Source organism: Mesorhizobium sp. KR2-14 (genome assembly GCF_040049255.1).
Classification (GTDB): Bacteria; Pseudomonadota; Alphaproteobacteria; order Rhizobiales; family Rhizobiaceae; genus Pseudaminobacter.
This window is the reverse complement of sequence record NZ_JBDZDR010000017.1, coordinates 1-19,868: the sequence shown is the minus strand read 5'-3', so window position 1 is coordinate 19,868 and position 19,868 is coordinate 1. Positions and strand designations below refer to the sequence as shown.

Here is a 19,868-nt window from a genome sequence, read left to right as displayed (position 1 = left end):
GTTGAAGAAGCCCGAGATGCTCTGCCCCAGCCGGACGACGTTCAATGCGGGCGCGGGGGCCGGCCCGTGACCTCTACCCCACCGCGCGCGCCCATCCCGCGCAGCGGGTTCGTTCCTCGGCCCTGAGCAGTGGGTCTGGCGCCCCGTTTCTCCATCGGCCAATCAAGGCCGAAGAGAACTCACATGGGTCACTCTCAATACGATGATGCTAGCCGTGAGCGCGCAGCTTGGAACGCTGGAAAGAAGGTGGGAACTAAGCGTCCGCTCACGCAGAAGCAGGTCTGGGCTGTTCGCTTCTTCCTCGATCGCGAGAGACGCATTCGTGACCGTGCCCTGTTCGATCTGGCAATCGACAGCAAGCTTCGCGGCTGCGACCTAGTAAAGATCAGGATCCGCGACTTGGTCGCAGGGCCGGAAATTAGGACCCGTGCGATCGTCGTTCAGCAAAAGACGGGTCGTCCAGTCCATTTCGAGATAACCAGCGACGTGAGAGCCAGTCTTCTGGCTTGGCTTGAAAGCCGTGGGGGCACGGTCGAGGACTATGCATTTCCGAGTCGGGTCAATCACTCCCGCCACATGAGCACAAGGCAGTACGCCCGCCTGGTTGATGAATGGGTGACCGCGATCGGACTGCGTCCGGAGGAGTATGGCACTCACTCGCTTCCTCGCACGAAGGCATCGATGATTTACAAGGCGACTGGAAATCTCCGGGCCATCCAAATCCTGCTTGGCCATTCCAAGATCGAGAACACTGTCCGATATCTCGGCGTCGACGTCGAGGATGCGCTGCTCTTGGCCGAGCGAACTGAAATCTGACATTCGAAGCGGTCACCCGATGCATCGCGGATGACCGCTTCGACCCGCAGGATACTGTGGTGGCCTGTCTGTTCTGGGTGGGAAGCGGAATGACCGCTTTCGCGCGGGCATAGCAAGCACGCGGACGTTCGGCCAGCCAACACGATCTACAGCTCTGCGCCCAATGTCGGTCGTTCAAGGCCGCCTTTACCACAGCCCAAAAGCAGACGTACCCAGGGCAAGCTGTAGGTCTGGGTTGCGCCGTTCTACATATGCGTCAGAGGCAATGTTGGATGCCGGTGGCGCAATCGCGGCACGCCGGACGCAATGGCCTAGCTCTGTTTATCGCGCTTGGCAGGACTCCGGGGTGGCGGATTGCGGCGCTTAGGGTCCGCTTGTTTTTCGTCCATCTCAGCGCGCTATAACGCACTCGCCTGGGCGGATCATCGAGGGCGGACGGATGCGGCGACAGCTCACGAACTCAACCGAGGTCCGAAAACAGCGAGAAATGGCAAACAGTCTCTGTTTCGCGAGGACATTCCAAATGCCAGGAGAGCACCATGGCAAAGGCCAGCTCCGCGAAATCAGGAAACACGAGGTTCGTCTAGCGCATCAGCCCTGCTGCGCGCAGCGCATCCTCGATGATCTTTCTAATTCCCGTGGCCTCCGGTGATGTGTCACACGGGGCCTGTTGAATGGCGGTCAACTCAGGGAACACTGTTTTCGCCTTTGCCGTATCCGGCATCTGCGGAAGAGGCGGAGGGCGCTGACCGGCAGGCATCGCTGACCTTGATATTGTGGAGCCGTTCTTCTCCATTGCCGCGATCTCCCAGAACCGCGCGGTCTCCCGCGTGGAAGAGATGCCGGCATCGAGCATGAAAGGTCCCGGAGCGCCGAGATCGTCGTTGCCAATGGGCGTGCCGTGGCCCATGCCGACAATTGAATTGATCTCAATCATCGTCTCGCCGGTGGCGTTGCACCAGACCTGTCTTGAAAGCCTGCCTGCCGTTTCCGAATGCGTCGGCCTCTTCTTATCGAGGCCATGAACGCCTAGCCACTGTGCCGCAATGGCTTCCGCGTTGGACGGCGCGACCGTCTGGTCGGCTGAGCCCTGCCAGATCGAGATCCTTGGCCATGGTCCTGGATGATCCGCCGCGCTGTGGACAGCCTGTTGCAGATCCCGTTGCGACGGGCCGCCTTGGCCGCGCATGCGATCGAACGCCTGCGGGACCGTCGTTGCGCTGCCGTACGGCAATCCGGCGATGATCGCGCCGCCGGCAAAGACCTCCGGATACGTCGCCAGCATGACCGCCGCCATTGCGCCGCCGGCCGAGAGACCCGTGATGAAGATGCGCTTTCGATCGAGGCCGTGCGCGAGGACCATCGCCTCCATCATTTGCCGTATCGAAAGCGCCTCGCCCATGTCGCGCCTGGTATCGGCAGGCTGAAACCAGTTGAAGCAAAGGTTCGGATTGTTGGCACGCTGCTGCTCGGGATAGAGCAGCGCGAAGCCCGCTTCCGCGGCAAGCTGCGACCAGCCGGAGTGATGATCGTAGCCGGCTGCATTCTGAGTACAGCCATGAAGCACGACCACGAGTGGTGCGCCTTCCGGAAGGCCTGTGGGAAGATAACACTTCGCTGCCAACGCGCCGGGGTTACTCCCGAAGCCGGTCAGTGTCTGGAGATGGTCGTTAATGCCCGAACTGGCGGAATGAACGGTATGTTGCGCTCGCAGCGCAGCAAGCCGGACAATGGTATCGAAGATTTTTCGCAATGTGGCCGTCCCTGTTTTGACGCCCGGAATTGGACGGCATTCTGTGCAACGCACTCGCAGCAATAGCGTTGCTGCATTGCACAATAATAAGAGAGGGCTTGGCTGGATGGGGGTTCACCTGTCTCAGGAGTGAAGGGAGGCGGGCATCACGGCCCGCTTTTTTCTTTTAGAACTGCACGCGCTGGCATCTCATCCATCTTTTCCAAGATCATAGTTTACATCAAAGCCCGCCACCGAAGCCTCGCTGGTGATGGCATCCACCAACTCCTGGTCGGAAATATCTAAGTCCGGGAAAACGCTCCGCACCGCGCCAAGGGCCTCCGAAATTGCAAACGGCCGTGCCTCCTTTTGGCATGCATCCAGGAACGTTGCGATTGCCGCCCGCACCTGATCTGGAAGTTCATTGCTCATGGCCGAAACACCTGGGTGTGTTCATCATGACGTCGGCGTTTGCGTTTCTGTAGCAGTGGCACCCGTCGCTACTTCGCCATCTTTCTCCAGCGCTGCTTCCAGATCGGCGGGGTCTATCTGGACGATCTGTCGCGTCATAGTGCCAGTGCGTATCGCAGGCAGGTGGATGAAGGTAGCAACGCGCCGATATGCCAACCACGAAATGCCTTCGATCAATTCGTCGTCCTGGTCGACATAATACTCGCCGGCCGGTTGCGGAGCATCGAATCCATACAGCAGGAACGGCGAGGAAAACCGAACAATAGATCGGGTCGTTCGCATGGTCCTTACTCCATGGTTTTCGACGCATCCAAGAGCCGTACCGAATGAGTGGACCGAACCTAAATCAGTTGATTGCGGTCTTTGGTTTCGGTCATACGTCTGCGCGTGCCATCGGTATCGTTGTCGCTACGACGCTGCGCTTCCGCACGCAACGACACGCCGCGAGCGCGGCCTTCATCGTCCCATCGCACGATGGCGGCGCCTGTGGTTTCCCACTCATCAAGATGTGCGGCCAGCTTAGGTCGAAGATCCTCTTCGGCCGCCTGGCTTTGCTCGACTTCTCGAGTGAGAAAATGCACTGCCGCGTTTTCCCTAGCGACGTCGTGTATTGATCCTGGTTCGCGCACTTCCGCCAGAAGCCGCTCGATCATGTTCATATCTGCAAAGCTAAGATAGGTGGAAGACATGATGTCCTCCTTTGTTCGGGGCTAGGGTACGTTGGCCCTTACTCGGCATCGCCCTTATCAGATGACACCAACCACGCCACCGTGCGCCATTTGTTGCTCAGAGTCGATCTAAATCACTCCATGTCCGGCACTTTGCCGGCCAGAAAGGGCCTAGGTCGGTTCACCGTGTACTCGCAGCGCCGGAAGGCCTCTCTCCGCCAGGCGATCAGGCTTTTGGAAGCAGCGCTGCCGGCCTCTCAAGACGGCCATTCTCTATGCCAGCCAAGTCGTCGCAAATGACCAGTAGGGCGCCGAACCACATTGACTGTTGCTCCACCTGAGGGTGCCGTGCGTAGGGCCTAGAGTTTACCGCAAGGCGGCAAGAAAAGCGGGTCGCGAGATACGACCCGCCCTGAGGGCCTGGCTGGAACAATCACATCTTCGCAGCCGGGCCCTTGCCGTGAGTTGTGACAGGCTCATTCCCTCAACTCGGGGCGCGACCTTTGAGGCGATGAAATAATCCGGTCGGCAAATACCGGATTGTGGCATGGCCCGGGTTCGCCGCCAAAAGCCGTTCTGACGCAGTGCTCTGCATGCTACCTGCGCTCTCGAGGACGGAGCCTCAGGAATCACGCCTCCTCATGTATTGGTCGAGAGATAAGGCCAGTTCCAGTTGCTGGGTCACTCCGTCCTGAAATTCTCCGACGAGAAATCTGGCGGCATCGCTGCTAATCGTCGAGCAGACGGTCGACTTTCGAAATCCGGCCTTGGCGAGGACCCGTTCGATCAGCGCCATGTCATCAGGTCCCAGGTACTGCTGGTGATTGTTGGAAGACATGCTGCCCTCCTTCGCTGGGGTACAATACTCACATGCCCCGGCACGGGTCGAGCCCTCCCCATGGGCCCTCAAGCAGTTACCATGCGCTCATAAGCACTCAGTGTCTATGCGGGTATTTCCTCACCCCCCCGGCCGGCACTCCTCGGCCCGTCGTCTCTCACGGGGTGGCGGGCTTTCCGCGCCCTGCGAAGCATAACCCAGGCAACTTGTGCGCCTCGAATAAACCTCAATTGGGGCTTACGAAACACTATCGCTCATTTGGCCTGATTTGGCCTCTCGCGGTGTCAGACTTCGACCCGCCATTCTCTATCCAAATTTACGATGTGAATGCATGGCAAGGTGTTGCCATCGCGATGGCAACACGGACGTTTTGACCATCTCAGCGCGCTGGCGCGCACTGGGTTGGGCGGATCGTCGAAGGCCAGACGGATAAGCCGACAGCTCTCGATCTCAACCGAGCTCCGAAAGCAGCGAAGCAGGACAGGGTAAAATCCAGTCTTTGTTTCGCGAGGACATGAATATGTCGACACGCACGACCCGATCCATTGTCCACGTCTCCGCGCCCTTCGCATTGAGGGGCGTCGACGAGGTGCAGACGCCGGGCGATTACGCCATCGATCAGGATGAAGACCTCATCGACGGCGTTTTCCTGGCTCGCCTATCGCCGTGTCGCAACCTTCATCCACCTGCCATCAATCTCGACAGATATGATGACGGCGCAACTGGTGGAGATCGGTTTCTCCGAGTTGGAAGCCGCACTTCAGGAGGATCGAGAGCAGGCGCAATGAAGCTCCAAGCTCGGGCCAAACCTGGCACGGGCGAAACCAGAGGACACGAGAAGATGTCACCGCATCGCTTCGTAGTAGGACAGTCGGTTCACTTCAAGAACAGGTTCAACCAGTCGGACACGACGGCAGGGACCTATCGCATCACCGCGACCCTGCCGGAACGGGACAACTCGCCTCAATACCGCATTCGAAATGATGATGAGCGGCACGAGCGTGTAGCAACCGAAAACGCACTTGAACTCATCGAGACGCCGCCGGTCGCAACCGGCTTCAACTGACAGGAGATTTGCATGGCAAAGAGTCAGCGGCGCAGCAATCGCGAAATCAGGAAACCGAAAAAGCAAAAGGCGCCGGTCAAAGTCGAGACACCATTCGGCTCGCAGACCAGGCTCGCCGGCAACGGCAATGGAGGGCACCGCACGCCCAAGAATTGAGCGTTGCGCGCCCGTTCTCTTACGCTAGGTAGCCCAAATGAAAGTCGTCATTGAATTCAGCCGGGTTCGTGAACTGGACAACGCACATGCGGTTCTCGGCCGCGTGGCCTGCGATGCTATCGATACCGACGCGGCGATCGGCATGGCGAGATCGCTCTTCCGCACGCTCGACATGCCGCAGGACCCTGACATCGTCAGCATCAGCGACGATCAGGGGCGGCAACTTTACTGTGCTGTGGTGAGGCCAGTCTGAAAGGAAGCGGCTTTGTCCGAACGGCAGTTCATTCACGAAGGACAACAACAATGACACACATCACACTAACTTCAGGCCCGAAGCGGCCCGTTCCATACCCGACACCGGATCTTCTGCCTGATGGCCGCATCCGGCCTGGCGAAAATGCCGAGCTTTTGCGCCGCAAGAAATCCGACTGTGACGGCACCCTTCGGCGGATTCGTGAACTCGTGGAGCGCAACAGGCTGCTGTAGGCGTACAAGAAGTTGTCGACAGAGATCTATTGAACGACCTCTGATCGTTAGGAGCACCGCCATGCGAGTGAACGAGAAAAAGAACCAGAGAGGCCGAGACGCTTTCGCTATCGGCGTCTGGGAAAATGAGGGTGGCGCGCTGGCGCAGCACAGCATCTACCACGTTTTCACCGGAGTCCCCGCAAGACGAGCCGAAGTGATCCGGACGGGAGACAAACCATGACGCTGAGCTTTCCCAATCGCAGCCGAAGCTATGATGAAGCCGCAAAGCGCATTCGTTTCGTCGGATATGATGGCACGTTCCAAATACCCTTCTCGATCGAGGCCGGAGCATTGTTGAATGTGGTGCCGGCGATCGATGCCGAGCAGAAATGCCTGGCAGCTTTTGATGCGGCCCGGCTTCGAATCCTGAGTGCTGCGCAGAAGGCCTATGTTCGCGGCAACAAAAGCTTCTACATACTGACGGAAACCGATCTCAGAAGCACCAAGCGTTAGACGGACGTGGAATTCAAACGGCTACTCGCCATGAATGCGGCAGCAAACGTTGCGCGCTGCACTTCCCGGACAACCAGTCTGCGAAAAATGAAGAAGCCCTAAACCAAAAGTTGACATGCATTCAAAGATGGCGTATGAACACAGCATCGATGTTTGCTTGTCTGATTTGTTCTGCGCGCTATTGGCGCCTCCTCGACGAACCTCCCTTCAAAAATCGACCCGACTGCCACCGTGCAAACGCGCGGGGGATTTCATATGCTAAGAAAGGGTTCGTCATGAACACCGGCACAGTTAAATGGTTCAACGCCACCAAGGGCTTCGGCTTCGTCCAGCCTGACAATGGCGGCCAGGACGTTTTCGTCCACATCTCCGCCGTCGAGCGCGCCGGCCTGCGCACTATCGTCGAAGGCCAGAAGCTCAGCTACGAGATGGTCCGCGACAACAAGTCGGGCAAGATGTCGGCCGACAAGCTTCAGGCCGCGTAATTATCATCCCTTCGGTCCGGTGACCACGGATGTACTGGCACCAGTGGCTGAACGGATGACAAGGAAGGGTCAGGCGAATGCCTGGCCTTTTTTGTTTAGATGGCTTGCTGAACAAGGAGATAGATGATGTCTCGAGATCCTCAGAGCGCACGCGCACGGGCTGAACTCAACTTCGGCAAGACGCAGACGCAGTTCCTCGCCCGCAATCGCATTGTCGAAGAGAGTGAGGCGATTGCCAGAGAACGCGACGCGAAGACGGCGCGATTGAAAGAAATGCGCCTGCAGAAGGAAGCAGAAGAGATGCGTGCTGGAACAACCCCCCGCACGTCCAAACGGGCGGCCAAGAACTGATGGCAAGACGCGCAGTTCTGGTGAAAACTCCGGGGGACGCCATCATAGCCGATGTGGTGGAGAACCTCGATCATCCGATCGAGTACGTTAGGCGCATCCTTGAAAAACTGGAGCGCTGCCGCCGCGCCCGTGGCGATGCGCAGGTGCGCATTGGCGTGCTTGGACGAGCCGAATGTCCGAACTACCTGATCGAACACATTACCGAAGACCTTAGCGGCCAGAAATCCATCCATCCGGATGCTGCCTATAGTGGCAGCACACACCGCGAACTCGCCCCCAGACATATCGAGGAGACCAGGAACTGGTCCTCCGAAGAAATGAACATCACTGCCGTTTCGGCGTTGATCGGCCGGCTTCGCAGCCGGTCCAGTTGACACAGGAAGCCTCGATGGCCATCAAATTTGCCGCAAAAGATCAAGAAAAGGGCGCAGCGACCATCACGGCCAAGGCGCCAGACAAGCACAGCAATGATCGCAAAGCCCCCGCCCCGAACGACTTGGGAGCGACGCCAGCGACGGTCGAAGCCGACCTTTTCAACTCCATTCCCACGGCGCCGATGCGAAAGCGGAAGTCGAGATAGCGTTTTCTTGAATGCCCGCCAAAGGGACGCAGATCGGCATTGAAGCTCTGATGATCGAACAAATTCCCGCAGACTTCGACTGCAAGTCCTGTGGTGCCTGTTGCTCCTACTCCTCGGAGTGGCCGCGATTTTCCACCGAAGATGAGGCCAAGCTCGACCGGATCCCCACCCAATTTGTCGCCGGCGACGAAAGCGGCATGCTTTGCGACGGCGCGCGCTGCGCGGCGCTTGTTGGGGTAGTGGGCAAAGCGACCACATGCTCGATCTATGAAATCCGCCCGGACGTTTGTCGCGCCTGCATGCCAGGCGGCAATGACTGTCTGATGGCGCGGCGGAAGTTCTTCCCGCCGGATGCGACGCTAGCCTCTGAAAGACAACGGGCAGCATAGCCAACAGACCGCTGAAGAGGCGGCTTTCGGGATCGGCGACGGCAGTCTGGCAGCCATAGTATCAGAAGCCGCAGCTTATCGCGCTTCGTCCCCGAAAGCGGACTGACGGCTTCCGGCCCCTGAACAGACGTCAAAAAATCACCCAAATTCTAGGAGCGATCGAGGTGATCACAATTCATGACATTCCTGCCCGACGCCGTGGAAAGTTCCCAGCAGCCAATGCGCATTTAGCTCTTCTGCGCATCCGGGCCTTTCATGAAGTGGCCGGGCGACAGGCCGACATGGCGGCTGAAGGCTGTTTACATACATCCCTGATGTACGCCTTATTCATGATGCGTCATTTATTGGTCGCCGTGTATGGGAAATGAAATGAAGGTCCATGCCATCCGATCTGGATCGGTCCGAATTAAGTCGGTGCAGCGCGAGGCGCGGTACCCCGGGGCGCTGGGCCTCGTGGATATATTTGCCGATCGCGAATGGACGGACTGGCTGCCGACCTATGCCTGGGCCATCGAGCACCGGGAGGGTGTGATCGTGGTCGATACCGGGCAATCGACGCATCTGCTGGAGCAGGCGCGCCGCTCGCTGCACCCCTATATCCGCTGGCAGGCGCGATTCCAGATCGAGCCGGAGCAGGAGCTCGGGCCGCAGCTCAAGGCGCTTGGCATTGGGCCGCGCGACGTAAGGCAGGTCATGCTGACGCATTTGCATATCGACCACGACGCGGGGCTGCGGCATTTTCCGCACAGCAAGATATGCATAGCGGCCGGCGAGATAGCGAAGGCACGCGGCGTCATGGGAACGCTGCGCGGCTACCTACCGCAGCGCTGGCCGGACTGGTTCAGCCCGAGCCCGCTCGTTCTCGACGACGGTCCTCACGGCCCCTTCCGGGCCAGCAAGCGCCTGACACGGGACGGCGATGTCGTGGCGGTGGCGACACCCGGGCACACGGCGGACCACATCTCGGTCATCGTCGACGACGGCGACGTGGCGTTCTTCCTTGCCGGAGACACGTCCTATGACGAGGCGCTGATGCTGGCGGGCAAGGTTGACGGGGTCAGCGCGAGCGCCGCGGCCTCCGGCGCGACCCTTGGAGCGATCCGCGATTTCGCGAGGCAGCGTCCGACCGTCTACCTGCCGACGCATGATCCGATGAGCGGCGGCCGCTTTGCGCGTCGCCAGATCGTGCCACTCTTTGGACAGGCTGGGAAACCGGGATGAAAGCGGAAGAGGAGCGTCGCTTCCTGATCCTCGGCGCCCAGCGCGAAGGCATGGAGTGTCTACATGGATCAGTTCACGACCTCGGTCCCCCCGCAGCTTGAACGTCAGCCTGCTCGATGAGCGTCTGCGGTCAGGATCGATGGCCATGGAAGACGATGTCCGTCTCGGCAGTTCGGCTCTGGAATGCGCGGTGACAAGTGCCGCACCTGCGAATTCGTTGAAGGCAAACAAGGTGATGAAAGCTGGAAACTTAACTGGCCTATAGCAGTCTTGAAAAAGCGGCATCACGCTCCACCCTTCTCAGAGTGCAGTGTATGTCGTGGCACAGGAGGCTTTCATGGGACTGTTTGACGATGCTGTACCAGGGGGCAATATCGGCAAACCTTTGATGATAGCGCTCGGCGCGCTGTTGGTCGGCAAGATGCTGAGCGGCAAGAACCAACCCCAGGCGGGCGAGCGCGCGCAAGCCGGCGAAGGCGGGCTGCTCGGAGGCCTTGAAGGGCTTCTCGACAAGCTACGGAGTTCAGGGCAGGGCGCCGCGGTCGATTCCTGGGTCGGCACTGGTCAGAACAAACCGATAGCGGCCGAGGATCTCGGTAGGGCGATCGGGCCGCAGACGATCAAATCGATCGCCGAGCGTGCCGGGATGAGCGAGGATGAACTGCTGCGGCAACTCTCAACGGCGCTGCCCGGCGTGGTCGACAAGCTCACACCCGACGGCAATGTCCCGCGACCGGAGCAGATCGCATCGCGCTGGCAGGAATAGGCCCCTGGGACTGCAGAAACAGAAGCGCGCGCGGCAACGCGCCCATTCCGCTATTCGAGCTGCACCGGTCGCGGAAGAGGTGATCCTCAGATCACGCTCCACGGCGCTGGCGGCGTGACCTTCGATCGGTTATCGCAGCGGTCCGAAGCCGCGTCACGAACTGTTGTCGGTCACTGCCCTCCCGTCGCGCTCAGCGTGCTGTCCTCCTACGGGGCAGCGGACAGATTCTCCACGATTCTGCGGCTAGCCGCTAACTTTCCAGTGGCATCGAATGAAAGCTCGATCACCCAGTCATAAACATCACCGGGCCATTGGCCTTGCGGAAGGAGGGCGGCGGGATGGACGCCGAGTGCGTTGAGCAGGTTCGGTATGTGACCGTGGTGCCAGGCAATTAGGATGTGCTGCCCTTGTGGTTGGGCACGCAGCGCTGCGACCAGGGCGATTTCTTCCCCGTCGACAAAATGGGTGTTGATTGGCAGGCCAGTCGACTTGCTTAGCGGTTCCAGTGTCCGCCGCGGCCGATGACTTTCCTGGCTGTCTTTGGTGGCGAACAGTGCGTTGGGCTCAATCGAGCTGCCATTCGCGCGAAACGGATGAAAGTAGCGAGCATAGGCTATGGCTCTTGCATTGCCGGCGGCTGAAAGGCCAGAGCCGCGATCGGATTTATCGGCATGACGCAGGATGAGTACTGTGGCGTTGGCTAGATTGCCCGCAGGCTGCCGTGCCGCGACGGGCAGCACCACCAGGGACAAAGCGAGCAATGCCATTACCAGCTTGCAAGATGTTGGGATCTTCGTCATCGCAGTCCAACTCCGGCGATAAGGACGCGCCCGTCCCAGTTGGCGTATTCCTGGATCTTGGCGATGTCCGTGATCTTGTGTTCCGCACGATTAACTCGCGGCCAATCCAAACGTCCTTCCCGATCACGGCGCGATCATCTCTCCGCAATGCCGCGGCGCTTTACACACTTCGACTGCGCGCCACCCTCTCCGTCAACCGGGAGGGTGGCGCGCAGGCAGCCATTATTCCTGACCGTAGTCTCCACCGCCGTCATCGCCAGCGGCACCGCCGTGATGGATGCCATCACGGAAGAAGTCCTGGACATCCTCTATGGTCAAGTAGCCCTTCTGATCCGCGTCCATCGCCCTGAAGATGCGGGCGTGGAAGTCATTGACCTCGTCCAAGGTCAGGTTTCCGTCACCGTTGGCATCCATGACCGCGAAGAGGATCTTCAAACCCACGCCGCGCATCCACGGCGGGCCGTGACGATGCTTGTGCCATCCCACCATCATGCCTTGTTCGCGCGCCTCGGCTGCCCGCTCGCGCAGCCTTTCGCGCATCATCCCGCCTCTCTCGCCCATCATCTCGGCTCCGGGCCGCCTCGGGCCTCTCGGAACTTCTGGCCCTCCCTGCTCTTCCATGCGCTGCGCCATCGTTTCACGGACGGCCTGCCGGATCATCTGGCGCAACTGGTCAGGGCTGATCTGCACTTGCGGACCGCCTTGTTGTTGCTGCTGGGCCGTCTGAAGCGGCGTCTGTTCCTGCGCGAAGCTCGGCGACGCTGGTAGCGCCATCATTAGTCCGGCCACTGCAATACCTGCCAGCATCTTGACGCGTGTCATGATCTCACTCCTCGGCATTGAAACTTGGAAGTTGTGCGCTCGATGGGTCGTGGAGGCGTGCCCATGGCTCAAGGCAGAGTGGGACGGGTTTCCCCAGAAGGCATTGACCCGCATCAATGACAGCAGCCGGTTGCAAGCCACCCTGCCGAATTCCGCCTGGCCTCACGGGCAACCAGGCTGCGAGGCAGCAGACCCACTCCCGCCGCCTGCCGACTGGGTGACGTTTGCGGGCAGCCCAAACGTGTCGACTGCATCAGCAGGGCGTATTTTTTGCGCCACTTATAAGCAGTCGCGCCGCTCTACCTCCAGGAGGCCCTTTCGCCCAAATGGCCGCCTAATCCCACGAGTAATGGCTATTATTTTCGCTAATTTGCTCCCGTAGACGCTTTCCTACTGGATCTACTGCCGTTTTAACTCAGTACCTTCTGTTTTGCCTGACATGACCGGCCAATTTTGTTGAGATTATATTGCCAATACAACTTGGCTTCTTCGTGGCAGTAGATGCCCGCCTCTGGAACGAGGCGGGCATTTTTTTGCGCGCTCTCAACGCACAGTCAAACTGGTGAACAACTGCTGGCTGCGTGATTGTCGTGGGGATTATCCCCTCTTGATCGGGGTGATCCCGATAGAAAAATAGTAGTAGCCCCGAATTGATGTTGGTTAACTAATGATGAATTCTAAATAGTAGCGAGAAATACTTCTCGTTGGAGGGGGGCGCATTTTCAGCCTATTCACCCAAGAAAGGTTTGTGACATGAAGAAGCTCCTCCTCGCCTCTATCGCGGTCATCGCCATGACGGCTTTTGCTGCCGAAGGCTATGCCGGCAACCACGACAACAATGGCGGCGGCAGCAGCCAGGGCGGTTCCAATAACGGGAACGGCAATGGCAACGGCAACTCCGGGAATAATAACGGAAACAACAACGGCAATAACAATACTGGCTCAAACAACGGGAACAACAACGGAAACAACAATTCCGGGTCTGGAAACGGAAACAATAACGGCAACGACAACTCCGGGTCCGGAAATGGCAACAACAACGGAAACAACAACTCCGGAAACGGCAACGGCGTTAACAACGGGAACAACAACTCGGGCTCGAACAACGGAACCGGAAACGGCAACTTCAACAGCGGAAATAACAACGGAACCGGGAACGGAAACAACAACTCCGGCTCCGGAAACGGTCAGAACAACGGCAATCATAACATGGGTTCCAATAACGGAACCGGAAACGGCAACTTCAACAGCGGCAACAACAATGGCCGCGGAAACGGCAACAACAACTCCGGTTCTGCCAATGGCCAAAACAACGGCAACCATAACTCCGGTTCGAACAACGGAAACAACAATGGCGTCGGCAACCTGATGAGGGTTCTGACCGGTGGGACGTGGTGATCGAAACTTGCCGCGTGCCAGCGGGTTCGCGACCAGGATAGTATGAACCCGGCCTACAGCTTCTAGATCGCTGCCAATCGCGCGCTGGGCGATTGGCGCTCTATAGAGCTTGCCTGGCCGAGATCTATCCCGTTCGATCCCGTCACGGCCCGCCGGCACAGCCGGCGGGCCTCTTTCGCACAACGGACTCGCGATGCGCAGGAGTTTGCCTGAACTCCACACACGCGGCAAATCCGTCGCGCTGGGCGCTCCTCAGCGCGAGACGGGAGAACTTTCGCAGGCCTGTATGTGTGTTCGCGTCCCGTTCAATCGTAAAGGACCCTTGGCTCCATGAAAGTCGTGATGGTGGGATCCGGCTACGTCGGCTTGGTTTCCGGCGCTTGCTTTGCAGAACTCGGGCACAGTGTGGTGTGCGTCGATAAAGACACCTCGAAGATTTCGGATTTGCTCAAGGGCAGGACGCCGATTTTCGAGCCGGGCCTCGGCGAGATGATAGACCGCAACATCGCCGCAGACCGCCTGTCTTTTTCAGTTTCAATCGCCGAGGCCGCGCTCGGGACTGACGCGTTCTTCATCGCCGTCGGAACGCCGCCTCGTCCGGGCGACGGCGAGGCTGATCTTGCCTATGTCCGAGCGGCCGCGGCAGAAATCGGAGCGTGCGCTCCCCCCCGAACGGTCGTCGTGACCAAGTCAACGGTGCCGGTCGGCACGGGCGATATGGTCGAATCCCTCGTCCGGGCAGCGCATGCACATCAAGACGTCGAGGTCGTTTCCAATCCCGAATTCCTGCGAGAAGGCAGCGCGATCCGTGATTTCATGCGGCCGGACAGGATCGTCATCGGGACGGACAGCTTCTGGGCCGGCTCCGTGATGGAAGAGCTATACCAGCCGCTTACCGTGCAGGGCGCGACGCTTCTACGTACCAGCAGGCGCACCGCTGAAGCGATCAAGTACGCGACCAACGCGTTTCTGGCCACCAAGATTTCCTTCATTAATGAGATGGCGGATTTCTGTGAAGCGACCGGAGCAAGCATTGAAGAGGTCGCGAAGGGTATGGGGCTCGACCGAAGAATCGGGGAGGCCTTTCTCAAAGCCGGACCAGGTTTCGGCGGCTCATGCTTTCCAAAGGACTCCATGGCTCTGCTTGCCACAGCGCACAGCCACTCGGTTCCCCTTCGGCTGGTCGAGAGCACCATTGCCGTAAACGAGGCTCGTAAGCGTGCCGTCGGGCGGCGCATTCTCAATGCGATGGGAGGTTCCGTCCACGCCAGGAAGGTTGCCGTTCTAGGCCTCACTTTCAAGCCCAACACCGATGATGTGCGGGAATCCCCTGCGCTCCCGATCATTTCCTCCCTTCAGTCGTCAGGGGCAAAGGTGGTCGCGTACGATCCCGAAGGCATGCGGCGTGCTCGCGCCTATCTGCGAGACGTTGCCTATGCAGCAGATGCCTACGAATGCGTCGAGGATGCGGACTGCGCTGTTCTTGTCACGGAGTGGGACGAATTCTTAGGGCTGGACTTCAGGCGAATTGCGTCGGCAATGCGTCAGCGGGTCTTCATTGACCTGCGCAACGCTGTTGATGTCCCGCGGCTGACCGCAGCCGGGTTCGCCGTTCACAGGATTGGGCACGCGCCCACTCCCAATCCGCCGACGGGTTCAACCGCTGGACCGGGGTCGCGGGAGCCCAGAATCGTATCCGCAAACGGCACCCCGCAAGTCGGTTTGGAGATTGCCCGCGAAGCCTTCGGCGGAGCCGCGTTGCGGGCTGCAAAGGACTACTGAGATGCCATCGGTCTGGGGAGTCTCCGAGGTTCTACTGCTGACATTATTCTTCGCAGTTCAGATACTCTACTCTCTCAGCATAACGGCTCATGTCTGGTTCAGAACCATGCCCAGGAACATGGTGGAGCAGGCTGATATTGACGCGATCAACAGAAATAGTCTGCCCTTTGTGGTCTTGTTCTACCCGGTATTGCGGGAGCAAGAGTCCACGATGAGAACCACGTTCCGCACCATCGCCAATATTGACTATCCATCAAACAGGTTCCAGGTAGTCGCAGTCCCGAACGCAGATGACAGGGAAACCATCGCGTCACTCCAAAAGCTGCAGGAGGAATTTCGCTTCCTGGAAATCCTGCAGGTGCCTGCCACCACCGACCCAAGCTGGCAAGTGGTGTGGGATGCATGGGACGCCAATCCAAAGGCCTACTGGTGGCACCAAGGGCCACGCGCCCGAAACCGGCGGCTTCCTCCGAAGAAGACAAGACAACTGATCTACGCCTTCTATCATAGGTCCCTCCTTGTCGATGGGGAGGAGGACTTTCTGGTCAACTATATCGACGCGGATAGCTGCCCTCCAAGAGACCACTTCCTGGCCGGAGCGGCCGGAATAAGGAAGTTCGACGTTCTGCAGGCCCAGAACATTGCAGGCAATCTGCTCGGCAGCATGGCGTCGTCCTGGCACGCCGTCGACCACATGGCATGGGACGGCCTCACCTATCCGCATATATCAGCGGACGGAAAACAACCCTTTTGGGTCCTCGGCAAAGGTCTGTTCTTCAAGGCCTCGGACCTGAGCGAGCTGGGCGGCTTTCACCCGTGGACCACAATCGAAGATCCTGAGGTCGGAATGCGCTTCTGGATCAATGGCAAGCGTATCGGCATCATTGAAAATCCTCTTATCGAGGAAGTGCCGACGACAATCGCCCATGGGATTACCCAGCGCAAGCGCTGGGTGTGTGGCTTTTTCCAAAGCCTGACGACCCCGCTGAAGGCCATGGGTTACACGCCATGGCAGAGGTTCCGTGCGTGGCTTAACTTCTTGCCATGCCTGTCTTTGGCGGTGAATTCGGCAGGATTTCCCCTGGGTGTATGGGCTATCTGGAACCATTGGAGTGGCGATGGCGTGATACCTGTGGCAGGCGTCTGGCTCGCCTTGGGCAACATTGCCGCTCTGAGCCTCATATTGATCAGCCTCTATGTCAGCATCTGGAAACGCAGCAGGCTTGTCCTCGAGAGCAGACTCAAGCGGGCCTGGTACATTGTTCGCGTGAACCCTCTTTCACTGATGCTCTGGTGGCTCATCTGGTGCATCCCTCTGTGGATAGGGTTTCGGATGTTCCACAAGGACGAAGGTCTGGTTTGGGAGCGTACGGTAAAGATCGACGCAAATCATGATCTGATCATGTCAGACCGCGGCGTCGACAGTCTTCCGGTAAATGGAAGGACAATGCCTGCTCCCACAAGGTAATTTGCTGCCGCAGAATGGGAGGATGAAAATGGAGAAGAGACACGTACTGATTACCGGCGGAGCCGGGTTCATTGGCTCTCATCTGACCGATTTGCTCATCGAGCGCGGCTTCGAAGTCACCGTGCTCGACTGCCTCGCGGATCAGGTCCATGCGGATGCGGAAATGGATGCTGACGGTTGGCCCGTCTATCTGAATCCGAAAGCCCATCGCATCAAAGGCAATGTTCTCGACGACTGCGTTTTCGAGCGGGCCCTGAGCGGGATCACGCACCTTGCCCATCTCGCGGCCTCCGTTGGCGTCGGCCAAAGCATGACCAACATTGTCGAGTACACCCGCAATAACGTGATGGGCGCGGCTGTAATCCTCGAAACACTGTCAAACATGAAGCTGGATCCCGACGGCCGCCATCCGATAAAGAGAATGGCGGTCGCTTCTTCTATGTCGATCTACGGCGAAGGCGAATACCGACGCGCCGACGGTATGGGCGAGTCAATCGCGCCGGGACTGCGCGGGAACGCAGATTTGAAGTCCAGAACGTGGGAACTGTCGCAGGGCGGCGTCCGTCTCGAACCGATCCCGACGACAGAAGCCAAGGCACTGCAGCCCGCCTCTATCTATGCTGTCAACAAGCGCGATCACGAAGAGATGTTTCTCTGCGTGGGTCGAGCGCTTGAAATACCGACAGTCGCGCTGAGGCTCTTCAACACCTACGGCTCGCGACAGGCGCTCAGCAATCCTTACACCGGAGTGGCTGCCATTTTCATTTCAAGACTGCTCAATGACCAGCCTCCGATGGTCTTCGAGGACGGTGAGCAGCGCCGTGATTTCGTCCACGTTTTGGACGTGGCGAACGCCTTCGCTGCGGTCCTTGAAAGCGAAAAGCCGGTCTGGGATGCCTACAATGTCGGCAGCGGGCGTTCGATCACGGTCAATGAGATCGCCAAGACGCTTGCCCGGCTGCTTGGCAAGAACATTGCCCCTGACGTCCTGAACAGACACCGGGTCGGCGACATTCGTCACTGCTTTGCCGATGTCTCGAAGCTCGAGCGAGATTTCGGTGTCCATCCGCAGCGCGATTTCGACCAGGGGATGGAAGAGCTTATTGCGTGGGTCCAGAAGGCAAAGAAGCCGATCGACAAATCTAGCCGCAGCATGGCGGAGCTGGAAACCAGCAAACTTGTTGTGTGACGTTCAGGCCGTGCGACTGCGGTCTTCAAATGAATGGCGTTATACCCGGCGGGCCGTCATCGCGGGGACAGTCGGCTTCGCGTCGGCAGCTCTTTCGGTCCAGGCTAAAGCTGGTCCATCGCTCAAGGTCCTCGCAGAACAGGGTGGCCTGTTCTTTGGAGCCGCGGTTACCGCCGAGGCGCTTCGTTTGGATTCCTCGTTCAGGAGCGCAGTCCTCAATGAATGCTCCAGCGTGACGCCGGAAATCAGCCTGAAGTGGGGTGCTGTCGAGCCTCTCCATGCAAGGCTCGAAATGGCAGCTATGGACGAAATTGCTGAAGTGGCCCGCGTCAATGGGCTGAGAGTTTACGGTCATGCGCTGCTTTGGCACGGGAGTGTACCGCAGTGGGCGGAAGCGATGCTGGGCGACAGCCCGGATTGGCGCTACATCCGGAACTACTTTTCCTCTGTGATGCCGCGCTATGGCGATGTCGTTCGATACTGGGATGTTGTCAACGAACCGTTGGAACCAGGACATCGAGATGACGGCCTAAGGGCCAACGCTTTCCTTCGCGCCTTCGGCCCCGTCTATATCGAACGCGCCATGCGGGAGGCCAGGCTGTTCGCCCCAGATGGCAAGCTGATGATCAACGAGTATGGCCTCGAATATGACATTCCCGTCGAGGGCGACCGTCGGTATCTGTTCCTAAAACTGATAGAGGATTTGAAATCGAAGAGCGTACCTCTCGATGGCATAGGATTGCAGGCACACCTCGACCTGCGCAAAGGAAAGATTTTTGCGAAGGCCATCAGGGAGTTTCTCCGGGAAATTGAGGAACTGGGACTGGTGGTCGTCGTAACTGAACTCGACGTCAAGGAGGCCGACTATGCTGCATCGCTCGAACGGCGGGATGGTGCCGTTGCGGATGAAACGCGTCGCTATCTGGAAGTGGTGCTTGATAGCCCCGCCGTCAGAGGAATCAGCACCTGGGGACTTAGCGACAGGTACTCCTGGCTTCGGCTGACGGAAGATGAACTCGCGTCCTACACAGGAACGTGGAACCACGAAGATGGTCAAGGTCTCAACAGGGGCCTTCCACTCGATGCGATACTTGCGCCAAAGCGCATGTATGCAGCGGTGGCAAGGACGCTGGCGCGACGCGACTTGGGCAGATAGCACCTACGATCTCAAGTTCGATCACAGCTCGCAGCGCGCACGTTGCCGATCCGCTTCTGCAGAACATAACCGTCTTGGGAGCTGGGCCCGGCGGGGTTTCAACAAGAACTCCGCCGAAGCGGGGCAAGAATGGAGGCATTTCTGGGGATGCCGTAAGAGGACGAGACCCGCGACAACAGCACAAATCACTGAGTCTCATATCCTCTCAGTTCAACATCCGAAATTGTGCCCGATCGGCGTTAGAGATCAATGGGATTTTCGCCCCACTCTACAAAGGTAGTAGTGTGATCCGGGATAACGCGTCTCGTCCTGACGATTGCAGCGGCTAAGCGTCACCTGAACTCGATGCTGTAGACTGCCTGATATAGGTCGAAGACGGCCCCCAACCCCGAGATCTCAGCCGGAGACCGGCGCAAGCGCGACTACAGACGCCTCTGCCCAACGATGCCCATAGGCAAATGAAGCGCAGATGGGGTTTGTTTCCTCGCACGACGAGACACTGAGCGTGTCGACCGGTCAGCTTGCGAATGTCCAAATGATAGGGGCTACACGGTGCCAATGTGACGGCAGCTTACCGCACCATGCAGCCCGAAAGCGGACGGTCCGCTAGCGTGAAGAGTTTCGGGCGCCGGCAGGCGTACGAAAGTCCCCGAGGAAGGAACCCGCGGCCCACGGGCGATGCCTATGGGGATTTTGGTTTGGGGCCGGTGTCAGGGATGGCGTGTCCGCCGCC

General features: G+C 58.8%; 24 protein-coding genes and 1 pseudogene. 18 read left to right on the top strand and 7 right to left on the bottom strand.

What is annotated here, in order from left to right; genetic code table 11:
• Window positions 1-183: 183 nt before the first annotated feature.
• A complete protein-coding gene (locus ABLE86_RS22515) occupies window positions 184-816 on the top strand; it encodes a tyrosine-type recombinase/integrase (RefSeq protein ID WP_348781230.1) in 633 nt (210 codons plus the stop codon).
• Window positions 817-1,399: 583 nt separating this feature from the next.
• Here the strand turns inward: ABLE86_RS22515 and ABLE86_RS22510 are convergent.
• The 5 genes and pseudogenes from ABLE86_RS22510 to ABLE86_RS22490 all read right to left on the bottom strand — a co-directional run bounded on the left by ABLE86_RS22510 (window position 1,400) and on the right by ABLE86_RS22490 (window position 4,525).
• Window positions 1,400-2,569 carry a PHB depolymerase family esterase gene (locus tag ABLE86_RS22510; RefSeq protein WP_348781229.1) on the bottom strand — a complete coding sequence of 390 codons (1,170 nt, stop codon included), beginning with the start codon at window positions 2,567-2,569 and terminating at the stop codon, window positions 1,400-1,402.
• Between the two features lie 213 nt (window positions 2,570-2,782).
• Window positions 2,783-2,980: pseudogene (locus tag ABLE86_RS22505) on the bottom strand (hypothetical protein); the annotation flags it as partial.
• Between the two features lie 24 nt (window positions 2,981-3,004).
• Window positions 3,005-3,301 carry a hypothetical protein gene (locus ABLE86_RS22500; RefSeq protein ID WP_348781228.1) on the bottom strand — a complete coding sequence of 99 codons (297 nt, stop codon included), beginning with the start codon at window positions 3,299-3,301 and terminating at the stop codon, window positions 3,005-3,007.
• A gap of 59 nt (window positions 3,302-3,360) precedes the next feature.
• Complete coding sequence (locus ABLE86_RS22495) at window positions 3,361-3,708, bottom strand: hypothetical protein (RefSeq protein ID WP_348781227.1); 348 nt, start codon at window positions 3,706-3,708, stop codon at window positions 3,361-3,363.
• A gap of 601 nt (window positions 3,709-4,309) precedes the next feature.
• A complete protein-coding gene (locus tag ABLE86_RS22490; protein WP_348781226.1) occupies window positions 4,310-4,525 on the bottom strand; it encodes a hypothetical protein in 216 nt (71 codons plus the stop codon).
• A gap of 520 nt (window positions 4,526-5,045) precedes the next feature.
• Between ABLE86_RS22490 and ABLE86_RS22485 the strand changes: the two genes are divergently transcribed.
• The 12 genes from ABLE86_RS22485 to ABLE86_RS22430 all read left to right on the top strand — a co-directional run bounded on the left by ABLE86_RS22485 (window position 5,046) and on the right by ABLE86_RS22430 (window position 10,520).
• Complete coding sequence (locus ABLE86_RS22485) at window positions 5,046-5,591, top strand: hypothetical protein (RefSeq protein WP_348781225.1); 546 nt, start codon at window positions 5,046-5,048, stop codon at window positions 5,589-5,591.
• 12 nt (window positions 5,592-5,603) lie between these two features.
• Window positions 5,604-5,747, top strand: a complete 144-nt coding sequence (locus tag ABLE86_RS22480; RefSeq protein WP_348781224.1) for a hypothetical protein — start codon at window positions 5,604-5,606, stop codon at window positions 5,745-5,747.
• A 37-nt stretch (window positions 5,748-5,784) separates the two neighbouring features.
• A complete protein-coding gene (locus ABLE86_RS22475) occupies window positions 5,785-6,000 on the top strand; it encodes a hypothetical protein (RefSeq protein WP_348781223.1) in 216 nt (71 codons plus the stop codon).
• Between the two features lie 452 nt (window positions 6,001-6,452).
• Window positions 6,453-6,728, top strand: coding sequence for a DUF1488 domain-containing protein (locus tag ABLE86_RS22470; protein ID WP_348781222.1), 276 nt, complete (start codon window positions 6,453-6,455; stop codon window positions 6,726-6,728).
• Window positions 6,729-7,003: 275 nt separating this feature from the next.
• The gene (locus ABLE86_RS22465; protein WP_348781221.1) at window positions 7,004-7,213 is read left to right on the top strand and encodes a cold-shock protein; all 210 of its coding nucleotides are present in this window, start codon (window positions 7,004-7,006) and stop codon (window positions 7,211-7,213) included.
• Window positions 7,214-7,336: 123 nt separating this feature from the next.
• Window positions 7,337-7,564, top strand: coding sequence for a hypothetical protein (locus ABLE86_RS22460; RefSeq protein WP_348781220.1), 228 nt, complete (start codon window positions 7,337-7,339; stop codon window positions 7,562-7,564).
• Window positions 7,564-7,938, top strand: coding sequence for a hypothetical protein (locus ABLE86_RS22455; RefSeq protein WP_348781219.1), 375 nt, complete (start codon window positions 7,564-7,566; stop codon window positions 7,936-7,938). Before ABLE86_RS22460 ends, ABLE86_RS22455 begins: the two co-directional genes overlap by 1 nt.
• Window positions 7,939-7,952: 14 nt before the next feature.
• Window positions 7,953-8,144 (top strand): hypothetical protein, encoded by a 192-nt coding sequence (locus ABLE86_RS22450; RefSeq protein WP_348781218.1) that lies wholly within the window; start codon window positions 7,953-7,955, stop codon window positions 8,142-8,144.
• A gap of 50 nt (window positions 8,145-8,194) precedes the next feature.
• Entirely contained in the window at window positions 8,195-8,533 is a 339-nt protein-coding gene (locus tag ABLE86_RS22445; protein WP_348781217.1) for a YkgJ family cysteine cluster protein, read from the top strand.
• Window positions 8,534-8,697: 164 nt separating this feature from the next.
• A complete protein-coding gene (locus ABLE86_RS22440) occupies window positions 8,698-8,901 on the top strand; it encodes a hypothetical protein (RefSeq protein WP_348781216.1) in 204 nt (67 codons plus the stop codon).
• An 85-nt stretch (window positions 8,902-8,986) separates the two neighbouring features.
• On the top strand, window positions 8,987-9,754 hold the full coding sequence (locus ABLE86_RS22435; RefSeq protein WP_348781215.1) for an MBL fold metallo-hydrolase: 768 nt from the start codon (window positions 8,987-8,989) through the stop codon (window positions 9,752-9,754).
• A 337-nt stretch (window positions 9,755-10,091) separates the two neighbouring features.
• Window positions 10,092-10,520: a YidB family protein gene (locus ABLE86_RS22430; protein WP_348781214.1), complete on the top strand. Its 429-nt coding sequence runs from the start codon at window positions 10,092-10,094 to the stop codon at window positions 10,518-10,520.
• 206 nt (window positions 10,521-10,726) lie between these two features.
• Here the strand turns inward: ABLE86_RS22430 and ABLE86_RS22425 are convergent, their stop codons facing one another.
• Together ABLE86_RS22425 and ABLE86_RS22420 are read right to left on the bottom strand one after the other, a co-directional pair.
• Complete coding sequence (locus ABLE86_RS22425; protein ID WP_348781213.1) at window positions 10,727-11,320, bottom strand: flagellar basal body-associated protein FliL; 594 nt, start codon at window positions 11,318-11,320, stop codon at window positions 10,727-10,729.
• 222 nt (window positions 11,321-11,542) lie between these two features.
• Entirely contained in the window at window positions 11,543-12,142 is a 600-nt protein-coding gene (locus ABLE86_RS22420) for an EF-hand domain-containing protein (protein ID WP_348781212.1), read from the bottom strand.
• 753 nt (window positions 12,143-12,895) lie between these two features.
• Here ABLE86_RS22420 and ABLE86_RS22415 point away from each other — a divergent pair.
• The 5 genes from ABLE86_RS22415 (at window position 12,896) to ABLE86_RS22395 (ending at window position 19,135) form a co-directional block, all read left to right on the top strand.
• Window positions 12,896-13,540: a hypothetical protein gene (locus tag ABLE86_RS22415; RefSeq protein WP_348781211.1), complete on the top strand. Its 645-nt coding sequence runs from the start codon at window positions 12,896-12,898 to the stop codon at window positions 13,538-13,540.
• A 330-nt stretch (window positions 13,541-13,870) separates the two neighbouring features.
• Window positions 13,871-15,322 carry a UDP-glucose/GDP-mannose dehydrogenase family protein gene (locus tag ABLE86_RS22410; protein WP_348781210.1) on the top strand — a complete coding sequence of 484 codons (1,452 nt, stop codon included), beginning with the start codon at window positions 13,871-13,873 and terminating at the stop codon, window positions 15,320-15,322.
• Window position 15,323: 1 nt separating this feature from the next.
• Window positions 15,324-16,790, top strand: coding sequence for a glycosyltransferase family 2 protein (locus ABLE86_RS22405; RefSeq protein WP_348781209.1), 1,467 nt, complete (start codon window positions 15,324-15,326; stop codon window positions 16,788-16,790).
• A 28-nt stretch (window positions 16,791-16,818) separates the two neighbouring features.
• Window positions 16,819-17,979: an NAD-dependent epimerase/dehydratase family protein gene (locus ABLE86_RS22400; protein ID WP_348781208.1), complete on the top strand. Its 1,161-nt coding sequence runs from the start codon at window positions 16,819-16,821 to the stop codon at window positions 17,977-17,979.
• Window positions 17,972-19,135, top strand: a complete 1,164-nt coding sequence (locus ABLE86_RS22395; RefSeq protein ID WP_348781207.1) for an endo-1,4-beta-xylanase — start codon at window positions 17,972-17,974, stop codon at window positions 19,133-19,135. Before ABLE86_RS22400 ends, ABLE86_RS22395 begins: the two co-directional genes overlap by 8 nt.
• Window positions 19,136-19,868: the final 733 nt, after the last annotated feature.